Raw genomic sequence first — 20816 nt, 5'->3', positions numbered from 1 at the left:
TCAGGGGCTCTTTAACTTTTAAGAGGTGAACCTAAACCGTTTCTTAAAGCAAATTGAATGAGCTCCGCCTTGCTATCCAAACCAAGACCAATCTGCATACGGTACTTGTGTGATTCAATGGTCCTTGGGCTTAGATGAAGCAATTCTCCACATTCTTTAGCGGATTTACCTTGAGCAAGTAACGATAAGATGGTCGTTTGCTTTAGCGTCAGTTTAATGAGTCGTTCATTGTCGGACTCTTGAGCCATACTGCCAGCATTGCCATGTAAACTTAAACGTAAATCAGCATGCTGCCAATAACACAACCACATTTCGGCGACCATTTTTATCTGTCGAGCTAGAGTCTCTGTGAACTCATCATAACCTCGTTCAAAGTTGGTTAACGATATTGCTCCCCACGGTTTGGCAAAGAAACTTAGGGGAATAATGGCGTGCCAACGTCCGCCTTGACGAAAAATACGTTTTAAAACGTATTGACTGGATGTCGCTAATTCTACTTCATCAAATACTCGATAAAGTGATTTCGTTTTGAGCAAGCGCAAGTAGTGTAAATGACTATCATCATCCGACAGATAATCGAACTTATGCAGAGGGGGAATAGTTTCACGAGCACTGGAGAGAGTTTTTTGATCTCGGAGTAGTATTGGAGAGTTTGGATAAACCGTTAGTCTATCCAAACCATAAAACTCAAGTAGTTCTGAGGCGCAGGCATTCCATGTGCCAACAAATTGCTCGATTTCTCCAGCATGCAGTTTTTGGGACTGAGATAAAATCAAAGACTCAAAATTCATTTTCGACATAAAGACTTATTAGCTTTTCAACATACACTAAAAATAATTATAGGCACGTAGATGAAATTAGTGATCGTAACTTTGTTCTAAACAGAAAACTTCTTGAATCGTTTTTGTATTAGCTTGTACAGCGCGCTGAATAATCTCTTCATTTTCATAGCTTACTTGATTGAATGACCCATTCAGTAGACTGAATAGTGACTCAATATCAATCATCTGTTTATAGCTTTTGGTTTTCAGGTAATACAGACGGCGATATCGGGATAGTACACCAAGTATTGTCTTAAGCAGTTGGTGGGAAATAGTCTTTGATTTTTCTTCAGTGAGAGTCAGCAGAAATCGCTGATAAAGTTGCTCTATTCTATCGATATGGTTGAGTGTTAATGGTGATTCTAATAATGCGTGAGATAACTCAGTAACCAAGGTCTTCGCTTTTTTCAGCTGTGCAGGTGCTAGGGGGTATTCTCGTTGAGATAAAAGCTGTGACAAGATGAAGTTTGCAGTGGAAGTGGATTCGATGAACTCTTTCCATGTTAGGTTTGAAACAAAACCTCCCAAATGCGTTTTATATTCGACGAAACCTTCGCTACTTAATGCAATTATGGCTTCTCGCATTGGAGAAAGGCCTACATCATAAAGTTCTGCTAATTCGTTTACTCTGAGTTTTTGACCGGGTGGAAATTGATAATTAATGATATCGGATTTTAAGCGAAGTTTGGCTCGCTCTTTTGCTAGTGACATTCAGTACTCCTTAACCTGAACTACTTTGTAACTAATAATTGCCCGACTGAGTACCGTAAAACTACTGCATTATCGTTGAAAAACGATTAATTATATAAGTGAGGTGTATGGTGGTCGATTAACCACTCCATCAGTTGAATGTTTACTCGAGATTTAGACTACTAGTTAATCGCCATATTCGACGTGCTACTGAGGTTTTGAAATCTTCTTTACGCCGTAAGGGAGTTCAGAGAACAGCTTTGGAACTGTGACTGTGCTTGGTCCCTCTTTGGGCGGTTGCCAATCGAGCAGCATAATAGCAAGGACATTTCGATGTTCCCCATAAGCAAAATCAAAGTCGCCGGAAACTGATGGGATCATGCCTTTATCTTTGTCGATGGCTTTTTGTATCGACACTCTTGTTTTCGCTACAACAGGATCATCATCTAACCCAGCAAGCAAGAAACTTAACCCGACTTCTGCTACGACGTCTTCTTTAGTATGCAAAATGATGTCATCGATGTTTTTTCTAAAGTAGTCGAAGATCCACTGGTGCTCTTTTTCGTCGACCAATCGTTGGTAATAACCCGAGTCTGCGAGGATAATATGCGTCATGCCGTAAAGTTTATTACCGAATTGCTGATTGCTTAATCGGTAGTCCTCACCATCAGGGTAAGTTTTTCTAAATGCAGCGATAAATTCATCAACAAGATCTTGTTCACCGATTTGCTTCAGCCAATAGGCTTGATTTGCTAGTTGAGCAGCCCAAGCTGTAATCATTTCTGGGTCAGTTAATACAGTTTCAAAATCGTATTGCTGTAAAATCGACCTTAGTTTCTTATCGTCTTTATGAACTACACCGTATTCATTCAGTCGTGCCAAATAGCGCAACAAGTCCAGTCCCATATAGAAATATTCAGGTTGCTCTTTAGTTGCTTCGTAGCGACGTTGGCTGCGTTCATCTTTGCCTTTTTTATAGTCGTTAAGTCTTTGCAGAGAATACGCTCGAATGGCTTTAGGCGTGGTTACATCAGCCGCAATTTCATTCACTCTAGAAGTTACGTTGGCAAGATCACCTAAAACGACAGCATTGTATCTAGGGTCTTGTGTTTGCCTATACATACGCAGTCCGAAGTGACCTTGTTTGTAGGCAGACAGAGTAAATAATTGTGACTCGTAGGTGTCTTTAACCACGTTTGCTGACGCCTGAAAATGTTGCTTAGTTGGTGGGGTATCAAGAGTGATGATACTAGCACCAGTTAGCAAAAATACGCTAACAAATATTGCAACGATCGCCTTGTTCATTTTCATAACGTGCAGCCTAAATGGTAAGTGAAAGGTGGATTGTAAAAAGTTATTAATAAACGTGTGTGATTTTGAGGTTAATTTTTATTCAGAATATTTATGAACACTTGATTTTAGATCCCTCACTTTTTCATTTAGCTTGGTTGTAGAAGCGCATAATTTGAAATCGAATTGTTTTTTCCTAGTCTATGTTATGCAGAGGCAGGGAGGCGGCGCTTCTGTCTAATTCTAGTACAGAAGGAGTGACAAAATGAGAACATTATTAGTGACACTTAGCTTGATATTCGTATCATTCTCAAGCTTTGCTGAAAATGGTGGTGCGCCAGGTACCATCTGTCAGATGGAGTCAGGACAAGTGATTACGACTCATCTGGAGCGTTGTCCTAAAAACACAACCAAACTCTGATCATATGTATGATTGAGAAGCTAACACGAACCAGCGATATATCGCTGGTTCGTTTGGTTTTAAAGTGGAGAAACGGTTTATACGGTAAAACGGGATACCAGTTGCTCTAATTGCGTTGCGCGTTGATTTAGATTGTCACTCCCGCTCTTATTTAGACCTGCAAGTTGTGCGGATTCACCACTTTGGTCTGAAATCACCACGATACGTTGAGCTATATCTTTACCGACAATCGCTTGTTCTTCCGTTGCCGTTGCAATTAGCGCGTTCATATCGTGAATATTAGCGATTGCTCGTTGTATTTCTTCGATGGCGGTAGCGGCATCATTGGTTTGACGTACCGTTTCATCTCCTCTAGTTCGGCTGGAGTCCATCGCTCTGACGGCTTCATCGGAAGCGCTTTTGAGTTGCTCGATCATCTGATGGATTTCGCCTGTGCTGTCTTGTGTGCGGCTAGCTAACTGTCGAACTTCATCCGCTACGACGGCGAAACCTCGTCCTTGTTCACCCGCTCGAGCTGCTTCAATAGCTGCATTTAATGCCAGTAAATTAGTTTGCTCGGCAATATCTTGAATAACGGTCAAAGAGGTAGAGATGTTTTTGACATCTTCTTCTAACTTACTGATAACTGAACTTGCTTGGAGGACTTCATCAGCTAGAGCTTGTACCGACGTTGCAGCTGTATTCACCGTTTGTTGGGCATCTCGGGCATTTTCGTCTGCTTGCTGTGCTGATGTTGCAGCGCTAGTGGCGTTAGATGAAATTTCAGAGGATGTTGTCGTCATTTCAGTCATAGCTGTGGCTACTTGTTCGGTCTCTTCTCGCTGATTGGTAGCAAGGCTATCCACCTGCATTGCTCTTCCTTTCATTGCGCGAGTTTCTTCCACAACAATATGGCTGGTCTCCGAGACGTTGGTAATGATCTCCTGGAGACTACTCACAAACGCATTGAAGTTCTCTCCAAGACGTTTAAATTCAGGTGCATCGAAGCTCTCCATTCTTGCAGTCAAGTCGGCATCACCTGTCGCAAACGTTTTTAGCGAAGCATCGAATTTATCAAGTGGCTTCATAATGCTTCGGTTGATGAAGGTAGCCATACCAAATACCACAACCAGTGTCAGTCCAGATAATAAAATGATAGTGATAATTTTCGCATTAAGCGCTTCTGTTGCTTGCTGCTCCATAGCAGAAATAGTGGTGTCTATATCGTCTATGTAAAAACCAGTACCGAGTATCAAATCCCACTCAGGTATATATATCGAGTAGCTTAATTTAGCTTCAGGATTGGTTTGTCCTGGTTTAGGGAAATAGTAGGTAGTAAATGCATTAGATTTGGCGTTATTAATAAGATCTTTAATAAACAAGTTGCCTTTGCTGTCTTTAGCATCGATAAAGTTTTGGCCTAGACCTGAACCATTTTTGCCTACAAGCAGACGATTGCCTTTCGAGTCATAGCCAAATAGATAGCCATTTTCTCCATATTCAAGATTTTTAAGTAGCTGAAGCACCTCTTCTCTCTGGCTTTTTTTCTCAATTAGAGGGAGAAGTGAGGACTTAGCAAGTTGTAAGTAGTTGCGCAGTTCTTGTTTCTTATTAACCAGCAAGCTTTCTCGGGTATCATCAAATTGTTGTTGGTTGAGTTCAGAAACCTTTGAGTAAGTGACTCCTAAAATTCCTAATGTAACGAGTAGTAAAGGAAGTATCGTTAAGACATACAACCGCTTTCGAATAGACAAATTCATAACATTCGTATCCTAATTATTATAATAAATACGCAATTATTGAGTTGCGTATCAATAACAAAGCAAGTGGTGTGCCTAAAATTTATTCAGGGAATGATGTTTGGAAAATAGTTCTTCTACCTGAATGGTTTATAAAGGTTGTGCCCTCAAGTCAGCTAATTTGAAGAAGTGCTTGTCAAATTTTCTATAACGGCTTTTGTTCCGTAACCGGAGAACGATTGCCGCTGAAATTACCGATTATATGATTCAGCGGATAAATCTTGCCATTTAACATATTGATATGGTTTATCTATCTGAAAAATAAAGATAAAAATCAGTTTGCGAGTTGATTTCTTCGACTAAGCTATAAATGACGAAGTAAAGGAAATCGTCATTTTTGAACGTAATGACATGGAGAATAATATGAAAGCAGTCTTTATTTTTATGCTAGGCGTTATGTGTTCGTTCGCTTCTATAGCTGAGGAAGGAGGCGCACCGGGTAATATTTGTCTAACGGAAGCGGGTTTAGTTGTCACTACTCACCTCGATACCTGTCCGAAAACGATGACGAAGCTTTAATAACTTTAGGCAAAGTGTTGAACCAGCATTTATGCTGGTTCGTGTTTTTTCATGCACAAGCGATATATCGTGGTGGTATTAGCTATCAGAAATGTACCTTCGACTAGTGAACCGCCGATAGAGCCAATCCATATATTATGGGTAAACCAACATGCGGAGTTGAATAAAATTAAACTCCGCATTTTGATACCAGATGCGGAGAATAATGCCCATGTACCCACTGCGGAACCAATAATTGGTAAGAGCTCTACAGGAGAGGAGACATTGGGGAGTGTCATGCCAAGTAGAATAACAATGAAGAACCACATAGCGCGCTTAGAGCGAGTTTTAATGGAGACGAAAGCACGAATACCATTGATAGCGACACCTATTGCACCAACCACGGCCCCCATCATGGCAAAATGTATCATCATGATGAAGCAAAATGCGACCATACAGTAACGGAACCGAAGGTCGTCTTTTTGTAAAAATGCCATGATCCCAAAGACAAAAGCAATACCACCAACAAGTTGGGCGAATAGCATTAACGTCATTCTAATTGCTTCTCCAGATAGTTCAGGCAACTTTGTGGGCTGGATAAAACGGTAATGTCAAACTGACACTCCGCTAATGCATATGCCATCGACGCTTGCGCTAACACGATAGCATCATAACGGTTTGTAGAATGTATACGATGCTCAGTGATAGTGTTTGCAATGCTTGAATTGAAAGCCAGCATTGAGCCCGCGACATAATGTTCCCACGCCGCTGGAATAAATAAAAACTCGAATTGAGAATGGTTGTTGGAGCTTTCTAGTAAAGATCGAGTGGGTTCTATCGTACTTTCAAGCGTAACAGCAACAAGTATCCGACTGTAGCCAATGGTTTGTTCTGCCATCGGTCGGTCGACTCGAAAAACACGGTTATCAGGGTAAGCATCCACAATTGGGCCCAGGGTTGAACAAGTGCAGACAATAAAGTCATAGCCTTGAGTAAGCTGATGGTTTAAATAACCTTGAATCTGCTTGACGATAGAGGGAGTTGGCCCTGTTTTGCGTATGTTGCTTAGAAATGATTCTTGGACATCGTGGAATATGTCATGTTTAGGGAGCGATGTTGCGGCTAGAGGTTTAAAGAGGGTGATGTTGCTCGCTAAAGTGTGCAGGAACAAAATCTTCATAAAAATCCTTTTCGTTATTGCTTGGGAGGCTCCTTCTGGAGCCTCAACAATACAGATTAATTATTCACTAATGCAACCGCTTCACGGGTAAGTCGAGCAAGTTCTTCCCATTCCCCAGCTTCGATTAGCTTTTTATCAACCATCCATGTCCCACCACAAGCGAGTACACGAGGGATCGCTAGGTAGTCTTTGATATTCTTAGGATTGATTCCGCCAGTTGGCATTAAGCAAACATCACCGTAGGGTGCCAACAGTGATTTCACCATACTAACGCCACCAGATGCTTCCGCTGGGAAGAATTTTAAAGTAGTGAGCCCCATTTCTAGCGCCGCCTCAACCGTACTTGGGTTGTTGACTCCGGGTACAATGTCGATCTCAAGCTCTTGACACGCTTTAACGGTATTTGGGTTGAAACCAGGTGAAACAATAAATGTCGCTCCTGCTTCTTTTGCTGCAATCACTTGCTCGCGATTTAAAACCGTACCAGCTCCAATCAACATGTCTGGTTGCGCTTCTCTTAGCAAACGAATCGCTTCGACTGCAGCCTCAGAACGGAAAGTGATCTCTGCAGCAGGTAGGCCGTTTTCAGCCAGCACTTTGCCTAAAGGGATGATATCTTCCGCTTTGTCGATAGCGATAACAGGGATGACTTTAAGCGCCTGTAGTTGTTCGTTGATAGTCGACATGTAAATTCCTTAATTTTTTTTGGTCACGACATCAGTCGCAGTCTTGGGGATTATTGCCCCTTTATGTTGAATTACGATTCCCGCGAGGCGATTGCCTCTCTGACAAGAGTGCTCCATTGAGCCGCCAGCGAGATAACAAGAGAGGAAGCCGCCGTTAAATGAGTCGCCCGCCGATGTTGTATCTACAACATTTTTCACGGGCTGCGTGGGAACGGTTAGGGATTGCTTGCCAAAGTTTTCTGAAACTAAGCAACCCTCTGAGCCCAGTTTTAGCACAACATTTTTGATGCCCTCACTATGAAGTCGTTCTATGGTTACTTGAGGGTTGAGGTCTCCCCAAATTAGCTTTTCATCATCAAAGGTGACTAATGCTATATCAGTAAGTTGATACATCTGGCGGTAGTTTTCTTTGACGGTAATAAGTTCATCTGAAGGCCACAAAGCTGGACGATAGTTGCTATCAAAGCTTATTTCGACATCATTTCGTTTTAGCTCGTTAAGTAAGCCGAAAAGTTTGACTCGATCCTCAGTGGGTAAAATAGCTAAGCTGATGCCGCTGAGAAAGACCATATTTGTCGACTTTAGAGCGTGAGCAATGGTGTCAAAATTAGGGTGTTGTAACAGGTATTTTGCTGCTGACTGGTTACGCCAATAGAGAAACGTCCGTTCCCCTTGTTCGTCTAGCTGAATAAGATAGAGACCGGGCGTTCGATCCCCGTCACGCAACACGAACTGCGTATCGATATTTTCATCTTGCCAACGCGCAATCATTCCTTCGCTGATCGCGTCGGTTCCCAAAGCGCTGACAAAGGAGGTTCTTATTAAGGTGTCCTCAGAGTTAAGCTGACAGCCACGGTTCAAATAAACCGCGGCATTAAGCGTATCTCCACCAAACGTCTGATGCATCTCACCAAATGGTTTCCCATTTAGTTCAATCATACATTCACCAATGATGGCGATATGTTTCATCGTAAGTCTCCCAATTACTTGATGGAAAAATAACGCTTGGCGTTGTTAAAACAGATATCTTCAACCATAGGACCTAACAGTGATAGGTCGTTTGGTACTTCGCCATTTTCCGCCCAGCGACCAATCATGTCACACAAGATACGACGGAAATACTCGTGGCGAGTGTAAGAAAGGAAGCTGCGAGAGTCTGTCAACATACCAACAAACTGGCTTAGTAAACCCAGTTGAGACAACTGTTCCATTTGTCGCTGCATTCCATCTTTTTGGTCGTTAAACCACCAACCAGAGCCAAATTGAACTTTGCCCGCAATGCCGCCACCTTGGAAGTTTCCAATCATCGTCGCCATCATTTCGTTATCACGAGGATTTAGGCAGTAAAGAATGGTTTTAGGTAGTTCATTACTTTGATCCATTTCATCAAGAAGATGAGCTAATTCGAATGCGAAGGTACGGTCACTGATGGAGTCGAAGCCGGCATCTGCACCAAGCATTTGGAACATGCGCGTATTGTTGTTTCGCTGTGCGCCAATGTGCAGTTGCATTACCCAACCTAGCTTGGCATAGCGTTTACCTAACCAGACTTGTACCGCAGTAGAAAACTGTGCGCACTCTTCTTCTGTGAGTTTTTCTCCGCTTAAGCGGCGTTTTATCAGGTGGTCTAATGCTTGCTCTGATGGAACTTGTGCGTAACGAACGATTTCAATGCCATGATCGGCTGCACGACAGCCGTGAGCATCGAAGTGAGAAAGACGTCGATCAAGTGCGTCAAGCAGGGTTGCGAAACTGTTAATCTCAACATCTGCTGCGCGGCCTAGTAACGTCATATAGTCTGCAAAACCATCCAACTCAATTTTGAAGGCTTTATCAGGACGCCAACTAGGCAGTACTTCAATATCGAAACTTTCATCATCAGCAATCGCTTTATGATGTTCAAGCGTATCGACTGGGTCATCAGTTGTCCCGGCCATGACAACATTCATTTGCTTCATAATACCGCGTGCTGAAAACTCAGGCGTTTGTAGCAGCTCGTTACAATGGTTCCAAATGGTGTCAGCCGTCTCGGGACTAAGTCGCTTCCCTGTAATACCAAATGGTCGACGCAACTCTAAATGCGTCCAGTGATAGAGCGGGTTACCTAACGTCATAGGCACTGTCTTTGCCCACGCTTGAAATTTGTCGTAATCAGAGGCAGAACCTGTGATCAATTGCTCTTGAATACCAGCTGAGCGCATACCGCGCCATTTGTAGTGGTCGCCTTCAAGCCAAATTTGACCGAGGTTATCGAACTTACGATTGCTTGCAACTTCGGCTGGATTTAAGTGGCAGTGATAATCGTAAATTGGCTGGTCCGCCGCATGCTCATGATAAAGGCGGCGAGCAGTTTCATTACTCAGTAAAAAATCTTCACATAGAAAGTCTTTCATCATTAGTTCCTTAACTCACCCTTAAAGTGCCGCGACGGTCGCTTTTGCACCATTGTCGATTAGTGATTGATAAGCGCTCGAAACGGCGTCTATAACCTGAAGGTCACGGCCAATATCAGCTGGGAAAATTGCTTCGATGCCAAGTAATGCTGGGACGACAGTGACATTCAGACCGTGCTGTTCGCAGACACTACGAAGCATCGTCGCCATTGGGTCGCGGACGTCGATTTCGTTACCTTGCTCATCAACACCAGACACATAGCGCATCCAGCCAGCGATACCTGCGGCAAGCCATTTAAATTCAGAACCTTGGTCTAGATGGAATTTTAGGCTTCCCCCCATACGTTGAGGGATCTTTTGGCTACCGTCCATCGCGATCTGCCAAGTCTTATGTTTTAAGCTAGGGTTAGTGAAACGATCAATGAGCAGCTTGGCGTAAGCTTCTAAATCTGTCCCTTCGGGCATCTTAAGCGATGGGGCTTGCGCTAACATCATCATATCGAAAGCGGCTTTGCGATAACCGGCATCTGTCATCGTGTCTGAGATATGAGCGTAACCACCGAGGTAACCTAAGTAAGCTAAGAATGAGTGACTACCGTTGAGCATTCTTAGCTTCATCTCTTCATAAGGCACAACGTCTGCGACAAACTCTGCACCAGCAATGTTCCAATCTGGACGACCAGCTACGAAGTTGTCTTCAATTACCCATTGACGGAAAGGTTCACAAGCAATACCACATGGGTCTTCAACGCCGAGTAGTTCAGTAATCTCACGTAGCGTTTCTTCCGTTGCTGCCGGAACGATACGGTCTACCATAGTGCAAGGGAAAGTTACGTTTGCTTCAATCCAGGCACCTAGCTCAGCATCTAGTAACTTGGCGAATTCTAAAATAGCCGCTTTCGCCACGTGACCGTTTTCTTGTACATTGTCGCAAGACATGACGGTAAATGGCGATAGACCACGTTCGCGACGAACTTTCAAAGCTTGAACTATGTAGCCTAGTGCTGATTTTGGAGAAGATGGGTTTTCTAAGTCGGCAATGACTAAAGGATTGTTCTTATCTAATCGACCAGTAGCAGGGTCTGCGCAGTAGCCTTTTTCAGTGATAGTCATTGAAACAATGGCGACCTGTGGTTCGGCCATTTTCTCAATAACAGCATCGATGCCGTCTAAACTTGGGTGTAGAGATTCTGTTACTGAACCAATGACCTTGACGTCTGTCGAAAGAGCGCCTTTTTCAGCGACACTATATAAATGATCTTGCGCACGTAGCGAAGTAATTAATTCTTCTCCACCGAAAAGGTTGATTTCACAAATACCCCAGTCGCTTTGTGATTTTCGCGCAACTTCATCAGTAAAGAGTCCTTGGTGTGCGCGGTGGAATGCACCGAAGCCTAGATGAACGATTCGTGATTTCAGCTCAGAACGCGGGTAGTTAGGTTGGCTTACAGATGCGTTCAGTGTGTGGTTACTGATATTTGTCATTGAATCGGTTCCTTATTTAGCCGCTGAAAGTGGAAACGCATCACCGTTTTGATATGTGTTTCCGTTAACGATGAGTTGACGTTTTTCGCTGTTTGGAAGGTTCAGCGTTAATGTGTCATATGCCGGTAGGAAGTCACCGGTACGAGTAATATTCAAAGTAATGGTGTTGTTGTCGCAAACCATTTCGATATTCAGAGTAATATGGTTGCCTGTTAGATAACCGTTAGACTCACCGTCATCATCAAAAATGCTACATTGACTCTGTCCTACCCCTTGAAGTGGGTAAATATTTAGGCCACGACTGTCATCTTTTTGGGCGTTGGCATTAGCGATTCTCGCACTTGTCGGGATCACTGCACCTGCACGAGCAAGCAGAGGGATGCGCTCTAGTGGTGCGGCGACGGAAATGGTGTTACCAGCGCTATACCATTGACCTGTGTAGAAGTCGTACCAACCATCCTTGTTATTTGGAAGATAGATGTCACGTTCACGTTGTCCTTCTTCTACTACGGAAGCGACGAGTAGATCTTTGCCTAGTAGGTAGTCGTCATTTTCGATAAACGTATTTTCATCATGCTCATGGTCCAGGAACGTAGGGCGAAGCATTGGTTCATCATGAGTATGAGCTTGATACAACGAATCATAGATGTACGGAAGAAGCTGGTAACGAATCTTCATAGCGTCACGAATAATAGGAGTGACAGTTGGATGCATCCAAGGTTCGTTAACGCTGCCATCGTCATTCCAAGAGTGGATGGTGAAACGTGGGTGCATAACACCGTTCTGTACCCAACGAGCGAAGAGTTCAGGATCAGGCTTGTCACCCGAGAAACCACCAACATCATGACCAAGGTTATACAAGCCAGACAAGCTCATACCTAAACCCATTTTGATATTGTATTTTAAGCTGGTCCAGTTGGTTCTGTTGTCACCACTCCAAGTTTGAACGTAGCGGTTCATCCCAGGGCACCCTGAGCGTGAAATCAAGTATGGGCGAAGTTCTGGAGCAAACTCGGTTTGCGCTTCGTAAGAAGCACGCATCATGAGTAATGGTTGCAGCGGGCGAATCAAGCCAACAGGAATCTCTTTGCCGAAACCGAAGCAACGTGCACTCTTGTCCCATATCTCGTATTCGTTGTTGTCATTCCAAGTAGAATCGATGCCTTTCTCTAATAACTGCGCTTTAACATTGTCCTGCCACCACTTGATAGTTTCTGGATTGGTAAAATCAAGGTGTGAGCCGTCCGCGTCCCAGAACACCGAGTTTTCTGGTACGTCATACTCGGAATCTTTAATGAACAAGCCTTTCTCTTTGACTTCATCGAAACGAGGGTGATCATGTAGCAAACAAGGCTTAATATTTGCGGCTAGCTTCAGCCCATGAGCATGGAAATGGGCTGACATTGCATTTGGATTAGGAACTTTTTCGTAGTTCCAGTTGAAGACATAGCGTTTGTCCCCGATAGACGTATAACCCGAAGAAAGTTGGAACGAGTCACAAGGAATACCGTGCTCTGCACATTGGTCTACAAAACCTTCTAGTAGCTCCTGAGAATTAGGTGCGTCTGTGTATTGCATGGTTGAGCCGCTGTAACCCAAGCTCCATTTTGGACCAAAGGCAGTGCCACCAGTTAAACGGACAAACTGTTGAGTCACATTTTTGATGCTTTCGCCGTACATGAAATACAGATCTAAGTCACCGTCTTCGGCACGATAGCTACGGTATTTGATGTGGTAGTTATCCAGCTCATTTCCTAAATCAAACCAGCAACTTGCTAAGTTGTCATAAAAGACACCAAACGATGCGCCACTTTCATCAGAGGTCGTTTTAGTGATATAGAAAGGAACATGTTTGTACAGAGGATCGGTCTTGCTTGCGTCATAACCCATTGCATCGAGGTTGCGCATCTCAAAACGACGACCTTCACGATTGAGGTTGCCAGTCTTCTCTCCAAGACCGTAGTATAGTTCGTTGTCACCACGATTCATAAAGTGGGCAATACCTGGTTCACTAACACCCAATTGGTATGCGCCTGTTTTGCGATCTTTCGTTAATGGTTTCCACTCACCGTTTACTTTATGTTCCCACTCCATCCATAGAGGCTGGTGGACGGTTAAACGCAACTGCTCTGTCTCGATGCGCAGAGTATCTTGGTTTTCATAGAGTTCGAAAGTAGGTAAGGTGAACCCCTCTAGTGACATTCTGTCGCGACCTTCCCATGGTACATCGTTACCATCGGGTGCCACCATCCAAGTTCTGTCAAGGCGAAGAGTATTGTGACGTTGGAATAACACACGAATTAGATGGTTCTCTAGCACGAATAAATGAAGAGTGTGTTTGTCGTCGCAGCTTAGAATGATTTCGTTATTATTTTGCTGCTTAAATTGCCAGTTTCTAATGGTCTTCACTTTAGAATTCCTTTCAATAGAGAGAGCCCAAACGGGCTCTCAGAATGATATTTGGTGAGATTAGTAGCCTAGGAATAGTTGAGGTAGTATCAGGCTTACTTGAGGTACGAAAGTCACTAGCATTAGTGCTAGTACCAATACAGCGTAGAAAGGCAGTAATGGTTTGATAACTTTGTCGATCTTCACATCGCCTACAGAACAACCGATAAATAGTGCACTACCTACAGGTGGAGTACAGATACCGATACATAGGTTGAAGGTCATCATGATACCGAAGTGAACTGGATCCATACCTAGGTCCATCGCGATTGGAAGGAAAATAGGTGTAAAGATCAGTAGCGCTGGTGTCATATCCATGAAGATACCGACAATAAGCAGAATCAAGTTGATGATCAGTAGAATGATCAATGGGTTTTCCGATACGGCTAATAAGGCATCACTTATCATATAAGGGATATCAGCGTTCGCCATTGCCCACGACATGCCCATTGACGCACCAATAAGTAGTAAAACAATGGATGTCGTAACGACAGATTCAAGAATGATGCCCGGAAGCTGTTTGATCGATACTTCACGATAGAAAACTACAGCCAGCAATAGCGTATAAACAACAGCAATGGCAGATGCTTCAGTTGCTGTGAAAATACCGCCGATGATACCGCCCATGATGACGATGATTAAGCTCAGCGCTGGTAAAGCATCAAGTGTTTTCTTAATGACGACAGAGGTAGATGGCTTAGCGGCAACAGGATAGCCTCGTTTCTTCGCAATAATAGCGGCAACGATCATAAGGCCAAGGCCCATAATCATTCCTGGGATGTAACCCGCTAGGAAAAGTGCGCCGATTGATGTGCCACCGGAAATAAGAGAGTAAACAATGAATGTGTTACTTGGTGGAATCAATAGGCCTGTTGGACACGAAGTAATGTTAACAGCTGCAGAGTAGGCTGGGTCATAGCCTTCCTTCTTTTGTAGCGGTGCCATAGTGCCACCAACAGCTGCGCCAGAGGCCACGGCTGAACCTGAAATAGCACCAAACATCATGTTAGCAAGTACGTTTACGTGAGCTAATGACCCTGGGAGGCGGCCACCAAGTACTTTTGCGAATTCAATAAGGCGAAGTGCAATACCGCCTTGGTTCATGATATTACCCGCTAGGATAAAGAATGGTATTGCTAGTAGAGCAAAGCTATCAAGGCCGGATGCCATTTTCTGAGAAATAACGGCGATAGCGGCATCAAAAGGTAGTGTCATCATTACCGTTAATAATGACGCAATACCAATAGCGAACGAAATAGGAACCCCTAATCCTAGGAAAAGGAAAAAGCTACCAAATAAAACAATAATTATTTGCCATTCCACAGTAATATTCCTTATTAATTATTGGTTTGAAAGAGTGGAAGAGTTGGTATTTTTTGAGGTCATAAAAGCGATATTCTCAAGAATATCTTGGACCAAATAAATCACCATAAATAAGCCCGCAAGAGGAATTGCGGCATACACTAAACCCATCTCTATACCTAGAGCGGGAGATACTTGACCTGTCGCTAGAGTTTTTAACATTAATCTACCGCCACCATAGACCATAATGATGGAGGCGAAAGACATGCTGATCATATTAATCAGTAACTTCAACTTGTTATGTTTAGCTTCGTCGTGTTCGATTTTCATTGCTAATAAGTCAATAGCAAGGTGGCGTTTTTGTCCTAGCGTATAAGCTGCACCCATCAAACCGACCCAGATAAAGAGAAAACGGGCAACTTCATCAGTGAATGTACTTGGCGCGTTTAATACATAGCGAGAGAACACCTGCCAAGACACGCAAACAACTAAAACACTACTCAGCGAAATACAGAATAAGGATAAAACCTTATTCATTATCGTAATGAGCTTATTCATAACATCTCCTAGTTGACGAAATCCTTCGTCTTATAATTTGGAAAAAGAGCAAGAGGTAAGGTTGAGCAGATTTAAACACAGTAAATTGAAACCGCTTGTGACAAATCTCACAATAAAATTGGTCCAACCAATTTTAGCGATGAAAGCATGACATTGGTCAACCAATTCGATTTTTTACGTTGATTATTGGTTGGTGATGGTTCAGATTGATAGCGTAGTTAATAAGAAACGGAATTTAGCCATAATTGGTTAACCGAATTGTAATAATTAATCCTATAACTGAACATAAATTGAATGGAGACTCCCCTATGCGTTGGAACAAAACAGCACTAACAACTTTCGTTACTTGTGCTCTCGCTGCATCGACTTCTTTTACCGCTTCTGCAGTAACCACGCTAAAACTTAGCCACAACCAAGACCGTAATCACCCTGTGCATAAATCAATGCAGTACATGGCGGATGAAGTGAAAGAGCTGACAGATGGTGAAGTTCGTATCCGTATTTATCCGAATGGACAGCTTGGCACTCAACGTGAATCGATGGAATTGCTACAGAATGGTGCTTTAGACATTGCGAAATCAAATGCGAGTGAAATGGAAGCGTTTGAACCAGCTTATGGTGCGTTTAACATTCCTTATATCTTCCGTGACCGTGACCACTACTACCGTGTAATGCAAGGTGAAGTAGGTGAAAAAATCCTAGATTCCTCTCACGATAAAGGTTTTGTTGGTTTAACTTATTATGATGCTGGTGCTCGCAGCTTCTACGCCTCAAAAGCCATTAAAACACCTGCTGATCTTAGTGGTATGAAAATCCGCGTTCAGCCAAGTCCAACTGCTGTTGAAATGATTAAACTGATGGGTGGTTCGCCAACTCCACTATCTTACGGTGAGCTATACACAGCAATGCAACAAGGCGTTGTTGATGGTGCAGAAAACAACCCTACAGCGCTAACAACCGCTCGTCACGGTGAAGTTGCTAAAGTATTTAGCCAAGATGAGCATACGATGATTCCAGATGTTCTAGTAATCAGCTCTAAAGTTTGGGACAAGCTGCCGAAAGACCAGCAAGAAGCTCTTAAGAAAGCGGCTAAAGATTCCATGATGTATCACAAAGATCTATGGACCAAAATGACGAACGAAGCTATCGAGAAAGCAAAAGATAGCATGGGCGTAGAGTTTGTAACTGTAGAAAAACAACCATTTGTTGATGCAGTGAAACCAATGCACGATGCGGCGTTGAATAACCCTGCAATTGCAGACTACGTACGCGATATCGATGCGTTAGCAGTTCAATAATTAATGAGTTTTTGGGAGCACGATTTGTGCTCCCGCTTTCGGAGTTTAAGTAAGATGCTAGAACGTTCTGAACTTGCTGAGAATGCGATTAATTGTTTGCATGACGAACAATACGATGTGCCTTTCAATCTACAGAATTTAAACCATAGCAATATGTTGTTTATGGGGGGACGCAACACTGAGTCTCTTAATGGACATTGGAACTTTGCGGTTGATCTTTTAGATACAGGCCTTCGTCAACGTTGGTATGACATGAAGCCGATGCCAGCAGAGCAAAGAATTGAACCTTGGGACTATGACCCATACGTGGGCGAAACCATTCCAGTACCTTCGTGTTGGCAAATGCAAAAGGAGAAGTGGTATTTCTTCGAAGGCAGTGCTTGGTATACCAAATCTTGGGACTATGAAGAGTCTAATAAGGATGAGCGTGTATTCTTACGTGTTGGTGCTGCACAATATGATTGTAAGGTATTCTTAAATGGCGAGTTTCTAGGTAATCACTATGGTGGTTCCACGCCATTTTTCGCTGAGTTTACGGGTAAATTAAACCAGGGCCGTAACTGGATAATGTGCTGTGTAAACAATACTCGCACCCTAGACCGAGTACCAATGCGCAATACCGATTGGTTCAACTACGGTGGTATATACCGTGATATCGAGATTGTAAGAACCCCAAAAGAGATCATTCGAGATTTACATGTCTACTTAGTACCAAATGGTCAATATAACTTGGTGCATGTTGACGTAGAAGTTGAAGGTTCACAGTCTGAAATAACCTTTGCAATTGAAGAGCTGGGTATCAATGAGAGACTGTCAATTGTAGATGGAAAAGCAACAATAGAATTAAGCGTTGAGCCTGAGCTTTGGTCTCCAGAAAGTCCGAAGCTGTATGATGTTTCAGCAACCTACGGGAATGATGTCGTCACAGATCGTATCGGTTTTAGACAGGTCGAAGTTAAAGGTACTGAAATCTTTGTTAATGGTGTGAATACTTTCTTACGTGGTATCAGTGTCCATGAAGATGACAAAGAGATAGGCAAGGTTGTTACACCGGAAGACCTAAAGCGTCGATTCCAGCATGCGAAAGAGCTGAACTGCAATTACATGCGATTTGCGCACTATACGCACCACGAAATGGCGACCAAAATGGCTGATGAGCTTGGTTTCCTTATCTGGGCTGAAATACCAGTATATTGGGCGATAGATTTCGAAAATCCAGCAACTTACCGAGACGCTGAAAACCAACTACTAGAGATGATTAAGCGTGACCGTAACCGCGCAAGTATCATTATGTGGTCAGTGGGCAATGAGAACGCTGATACGGATGCGCGCTTAGAGTTTATGTCTGGTCTAGTTCGTACCGCGCGTGACAATGATCCTTGTCGTCTAGTTTCTGCTGCTTGTTTGGTTAACCATGCGAAGAACAAGATTGAGGACCGTTTAGCTGAGCATCTAGATATTATTGGTATCAACGAGTACTACGGTTGGTATGAAGAAGTGTTTGATGACCTTATCGAAATCGGTGAAAACTCTAATCCAGGTAAACCGGTTGTTATTTCGGAGACTGGTGCTGATGGCTTCATTGGTGAGGGTGCGCCGAAAACAGGCTTCTTCAGCGAGTCATACATGACAGATGTATACAAAAAGCAAATCGAATATCTGGAAAAACTGGATTACATTAAAGGCATTTCGCCATGGATTCTTTATGAGTTCCGTGTGGAACGTCGCCAGAACATGTTCCAGAAAGGTTGGAACCGTAAAGGTCTCATCTCGAATGACAAATTTACGAAAAAAGAGTCATTTACGCTACTTGCTGACTTCTATGGCAAGTTGAAACAAGAAAGCTTGAAATGACATATAATTGGTCAACCAATTGGTTGACCAATTTAAACCAAGTGATATTATTAACCTAAGACCAATTTATAAGACGATGCTATGAATATCGCTATTACTGCACCTAAAAGACTGTATCAAGAAATCGGACTTGCGCTTCAAGAGCGTATTCAATCAGATGAATTCAAAATAGGGGACAGACTGCCTCCTGAACGTGATATCGCTGAAGAGATGGAAGTGAGCCGATCTGTGGTGCGTGAAGCGATTATCATGCTAGAGCTGCAAGGATTAGTTGAAGTTCGCAAAGGCTCAGGCGTTTACGTCAACGCAAAGCCCTCTGCTGATGCTCAGCAATCTCAATTGGCAACGCTTAGGGCAAATTCTGATATTGGTCCTTTTGAATTACTTCAAGCTCGACAAGTACTCGAAAGCCAAATCGCCAGTTTTGCAGCGATGCATGTGACGAAAAACGATATCAGTCGCCTCAGAGAGGCATTAGATACTGAGCGTCAACAGTTGGAAACAGGTCATGGGGATTACGATGGTGATGAACTATTCCATTTAACCATTGCAGAAGCGTCTCAAAACAGTGTTCTTAGTGATATTGTTAAAGATCTTTGGATGCGCCGCGATGAGAGTTCAATGTGGAGACAGTTGCACTCACGTATCACTAACATGAATTATCGTACCGCTTGGTTAGACGATCACGAAAAAGTGTTGCTTGCCCTTCAACGTAGAGATCCTGAAGGTGCAAGAGAAGCAATGTGGCAACACTTGGAAAACGTAAAACAAACGTTATTTGAATTATCTGACGTAGATGATCCGCAATTTGACGGCTTCCTTTTCCGTTAGTTAAAAATAACAGTTTAGCTCTTCAATAATAATAACGACTAGTGAGTATGAAATTATTCGCTACGCACTAGTCTTGTCCAAAGATAGGTAATTAATATGGAACAAACATGGCGTTGGTATGGCCCTAATGACCCTGTATCACTAGATGATATTAAACAGGCGGGAGCAACTGGTATTGTAAATGCTCTGCACCATATTCCAAATGGTGAAATTTGGACAAAAGAAGAAATATTAAAGCGTAAAGAAATAATTGAAGCAAAAGGCTTTGTTTGGTCGGTTGTAGAAAGTGTACCAGTACATGAAGAAATTAAGACTCGCTCTGGTAATTATCAACAGTGGATTGATAACTACAAGCAATCGCTAATCAATCTTGCTGAATGCGGTATTGATACGGTGTGTTATAACTTCATGCCGGTATTAGATTGGACGCGTACAGATTTGGAATATGAATTAGCTGATGGCTCAAAAGCACTGCGTTTCGACCAAATCGAGTTTGCAGCGTTTGAACTATTTATTCTAAAACGTCCAGGCGCGAAAGCTGAATATACCGAACAGGAGCAAGCGGATGCCAAGGCGTGTTTTGACGCTATGTCTCAAGCTCAGATCGATAAGCTAACGTCTAACATCATTGCTGGACTGCCAGGTGCCGAAGAAGGGTACACACTTGAAGAGTTTCAAGCGCGCTTAGATACCTATAAAGGCATCGATAAAGAGAAGCTGCGCGAACACATGGTGCTGTTCTTACAAGAGCTGATTCCAGTTTGTGAGCAGTATGGACTTAAGTTGGCGGTTCATCCTGATGATCCACCACGTCCGATTCTTGGCCTACCACGCATTGTGTCGACGATTGAAGATATTGAAGCGTTAACAACGGCGGTGCCGAGTAAAATGAACGGTATCACGATGTGCACAGGTTCGTATGGTGTTCGTGGTGACAATGACTTGGTGAAAATGATCGAATCATACGGAGAGCGAATTTACTTTACGCACTTACGCTCTACTCAGCGTGAAGATAATCCGATGAGTTTCCATGAGGCAGCTCATCTGGAGGGCGATGTCGATATGTACAATGTGATCAATGCGTTGTTGAAAGAAGAGAACCGTCGACTAAGCACCGGCGAGACTCGCATGATTCCAATGAGACCAGACCATGGTCATCAAATGATCGACGATCTGAAGAAACAAACCAACCCAGGTTATTCTTGTATCGGTCGTTTGAAAGGGCTGGCTGAGATCCGTGGTGTGGAACTCGCTTTGAAGCGCGCATTTTATATGTAATGGCT

The 20816-nt window shown here is 43.1% G+C and carries 19 protein-coding genes; 6 read left to right on the top strand and 13 right to left on the bottom strand.

Annotated features, from left to right (window positions below; all coding sequences use genetic code 11):
* Window positions 1-11: 11 nt before the first annotated feature.
* The 3 genes from JKJ11_RS22360 to JKJ11_RS22350 all read right to left on the bottom strand — a co-directional run bounded on the left by JKJ11_RS22360 (window position 12) and on the right by JKJ11_RS22350 (window position 2822).
* Window positions 12-800 carry a helix-turn-helix transcriptional regulator gene (locus JKJ11_RS22360; RefSeq protein WP_252039226.1) on the bottom strand — a complete coding sequence of 263 codons (789 nt, stop codon included), beginning with the start codon at window positions 798-800 and terminating at the stop codon, window positions 12-14.
* A gap of 57 nt (window positions 801-857) precedes the next feature.
* The gene (locus JKJ11_RS22355) at window positions 858-1532 is read right to left on the bottom strand and encodes a GntR family transcriptional regulator (protein WP_252039225.1); all 675 of its coding nucleotides are present in this window, start codon (window positions 1530-1532) and stop codon (window positions 858-860) included.
* 186 nt (window positions 1533-1718) lie between these two features.
* Complete coding sequence (locus JKJ11_RS22350) at window positions 1719-2822, bottom strand: DUF3541 domain-containing protein (protein ID WP_006070310.1); 1104 nt, start codon at window positions 2820-2822, stop codon at window positions 1719-1721.
* Window positions 2823-3066: 244 nt separating this feature from the next.
* Between JKJ11_RS22350 and JKJ11_RS22345 the strand changes: the two genes are divergently transcribed.
* Window positions 3067-3222: a hypothetical protein gene (locus JKJ11_RS22345; RefSeq protein WP_006070311.1), complete on the top strand. Its 156-nt coding sequence runs from the start codon at window positions 3067-3069 to the stop codon at window positions 3220-3222.
* Between the two features lie 77 nt (window positions 3223-3299).
* Here the strand turns inward: JKJ11_RS22345 and JKJ11_RS22340 are convergent, their stop codons facing one another.
* A complete protein-coding gene (locus JKJ11_RS22340; protein ID WP_031493454.1) occupies window positions 3300-4961 on the bottom strand; it encodes a methyl-accepting chemotaxis protein in 1662 nt (553 codons plus the stop codon).
* 402 nt (window positions 4962-5363) lie between these two features.
* Between JKJ11_RS22340 and JKJ11_RS22335 the strand changes: the two genes are divergently transcribed.
* On the top strand, window positions 5364-5519 hold the full coding sequence (locus JKJ11_RS22335; protein WP_006070313.1) for a hypothetical protein: 156 nt from the start codon (window positions 5364-5366) through the stop codon (window positions 5517-5519).
* 29 nt (window positions 5520-5548) lie between these two features.
* On the opposite strand, the gene JKJ11_RS22330 is transcribed toward JKJ11_RS22335, so the two are convergent.
* From JKJ11_RS22330 to JKJ11_RS22290, 9 genes are read right to left on the bottom strand one after another with little or no spacing between them, the layout of a single operon-like run.
* Window positions 5549-6052 carry a YgjV family protein gene (locus JKJ11_RS22330; protein ID WP_006070314.1) on the bottom strand — a complete coding sequence of 168 codons (504 nt, stop codon included), beginning with the start codon at window positions 6050-6052 and terminating at the stop codon, window positions 5549-5551.
* Window positions 6049-6678: a hypothetical protein gene (locus JKJ11_RS22325; RefSeq protein WP_198559225.1), complete on the bottom strand. Its 630-nt coding sequence runs from the start codon at window positions 6676-6678 to the stop codon at window positions 6049-6051. The genes JKJ11_RS22330 and JKJ11_RS22325 overlap by 4 nt, the downstream gene beginning before the upstream one ends.
* Before the next feature lie 56 nt (window positions 6679-6734).
* Entirely contained in the window at window positions 6735-7364 is a 630-nt protein-coding gene (locus tag JKJ11_RS22320) for a bifunctional 4-hydroxy-2-oxoglutarate aldolase/2-dehydro-3-deoxy-phosphogluconate aldolase (protein WP_006070316.1), read from the bottom strand.
* Window positions 7365-7373: 9 nt separating this feature from the next.
* Window positions 7374-8333 carry a sugar kinase gene (locus tag JKJ11_RS22315; protein WP_198559224.1) on the bottom strand — a complete coding sequence of 320 codons (960 nt, stop codon included), beginning with the start codon at window positions 8331-8333 and terminating at the stop codon, window positions 7374-7376.
* A gap of 14 nt (window positions 8334-8347) precedes the next feature.
* Entirely contained in the window at window positions 8348-9757 is a 1410-nt protein-coding gene (gene uxaC, locus JKJ11_RS22310; protein WP_038227453.1) for a glucuronate isomerase, read from the bottom strand.
* A gap of 21 nt (window positions 9758-9778) precedes the next feature.
* On the bottom strand, window positions 9779-11242 hold the full coding sequence (locus JKJ11_RS22305) for a fructuronate reductase (protein WP_096443167.1): 1464 nt from the start codon (window positions 11240-11242) through the stop codon (window positions 9779-9781).
* A 12-nt stretch (window positions 11243-11254) separates the two neighbouring features.
* Window positions 11255-13651 carry a glycoside hydrolase family 31 protein gene (locus JKJ11_RS22300; protein WP_252039221.1) on the bottom strand — a complete coding sequence of 799 codons (2397 nt, stop codon included), beginning with the start codon at window positions 13649-13651 and terminating at the stop codon, window positions 11255-11257.
* 60 nt (window positions 13652-13711) lie between these two features.
* Window positions 13712-15013, bottom strand: a complete 1302-nt coding sequence (locus JKJ11_RS22295; protein WP_006070321.1) for a TRAP transporter large permease — start codon at window positions 15011-15013, stop codon at window positions 13712-13714.
* Window positions 15014-15031: 18 nt separating this feature from the next.
* Window positions 15032-15550 carry a TRAP transporter small permease gene (locus JKJ11_RS22290; RefSeq protein ID WP_006070322.1) on the bottom strand — a complete coding sequence of 173 codons (519 nt, stop codon included), beginning with the start codon at window positions 15548-15550 and terminating at the stop codon, window positions 15032-15034.
* Between the two features lie 308 nt (window positions 15551-15858).
* Between JKJ11_RS22290 and JKJ11_RS22285 the strand changes: the two genes are divergently transcribed.
* The 4 genes from JKJ11_RS22285 to uxuA all read left to right on the top strand — a co-directional run bounded on the left by JKJ11_RS22285 (window position 15859) and on the right by uxuA (window position 20811).
* Window positions 15859-16848 (top strand): TRAP transporter substrate-binding protein, encoded by a 990-nt coding sequence (locus JKJ11_RS22285; protein WP_006070323.1) that lies wholly within the window; start codon window positions 15859-15861, stop codon window positions 16846-16848.
* 54 nt (window positions 16849-16902) lie between these two features.
* Window positions 16903-18702, top strand: coding sequence for a glycoside hydrolase family 2 protein (locus tag JKJ11_RS22280; protein ID WP_006070324.1), 1800 nt, complete (start codon window positions 16903-16905; stop codon window positions 18700-18702).
* A gap of 81 nt (window positions 18703-18783) precedes the next feature.
* Complete coding sequence (locus tag JKJ11_RS22275; RefSeq protein ID WP_006070325.1) at window positions 18784-19533, top strand: FCD domain-containing protein; 750 nt, start codon at window positions 18784-18786, stop codon at window positions 19531-19533.
* Between the two features lie 96 nt (window positions 19534-19629).
* Window positions 19630-20811, top strand: a complete 1182-nt coding sequence (gene uxuA, locus JKJ11_RS22270; protein ID WP_252039219.1) for a mannonate dehydratase — start codon at window positions 19630-19632, stop codon at window positions 20809-20811.
* Window positions 20812-20816 lie beyond the last annotated feature (5 nt).

This window comes from Vibrio sp. SCSIO 43133, assembly GCF_023716845.1.
Lineage (GTDB): Bacteria > Pseudomonadota > Gammaproteobacteria > Enterobacterales > Vibrionaceae > Vibrio > Vibrio mediterranei.
Note: the sequence above shows the minus strand (reverse complement) of the source record. Positions and strands in the feature narration are given on the sequence as shown.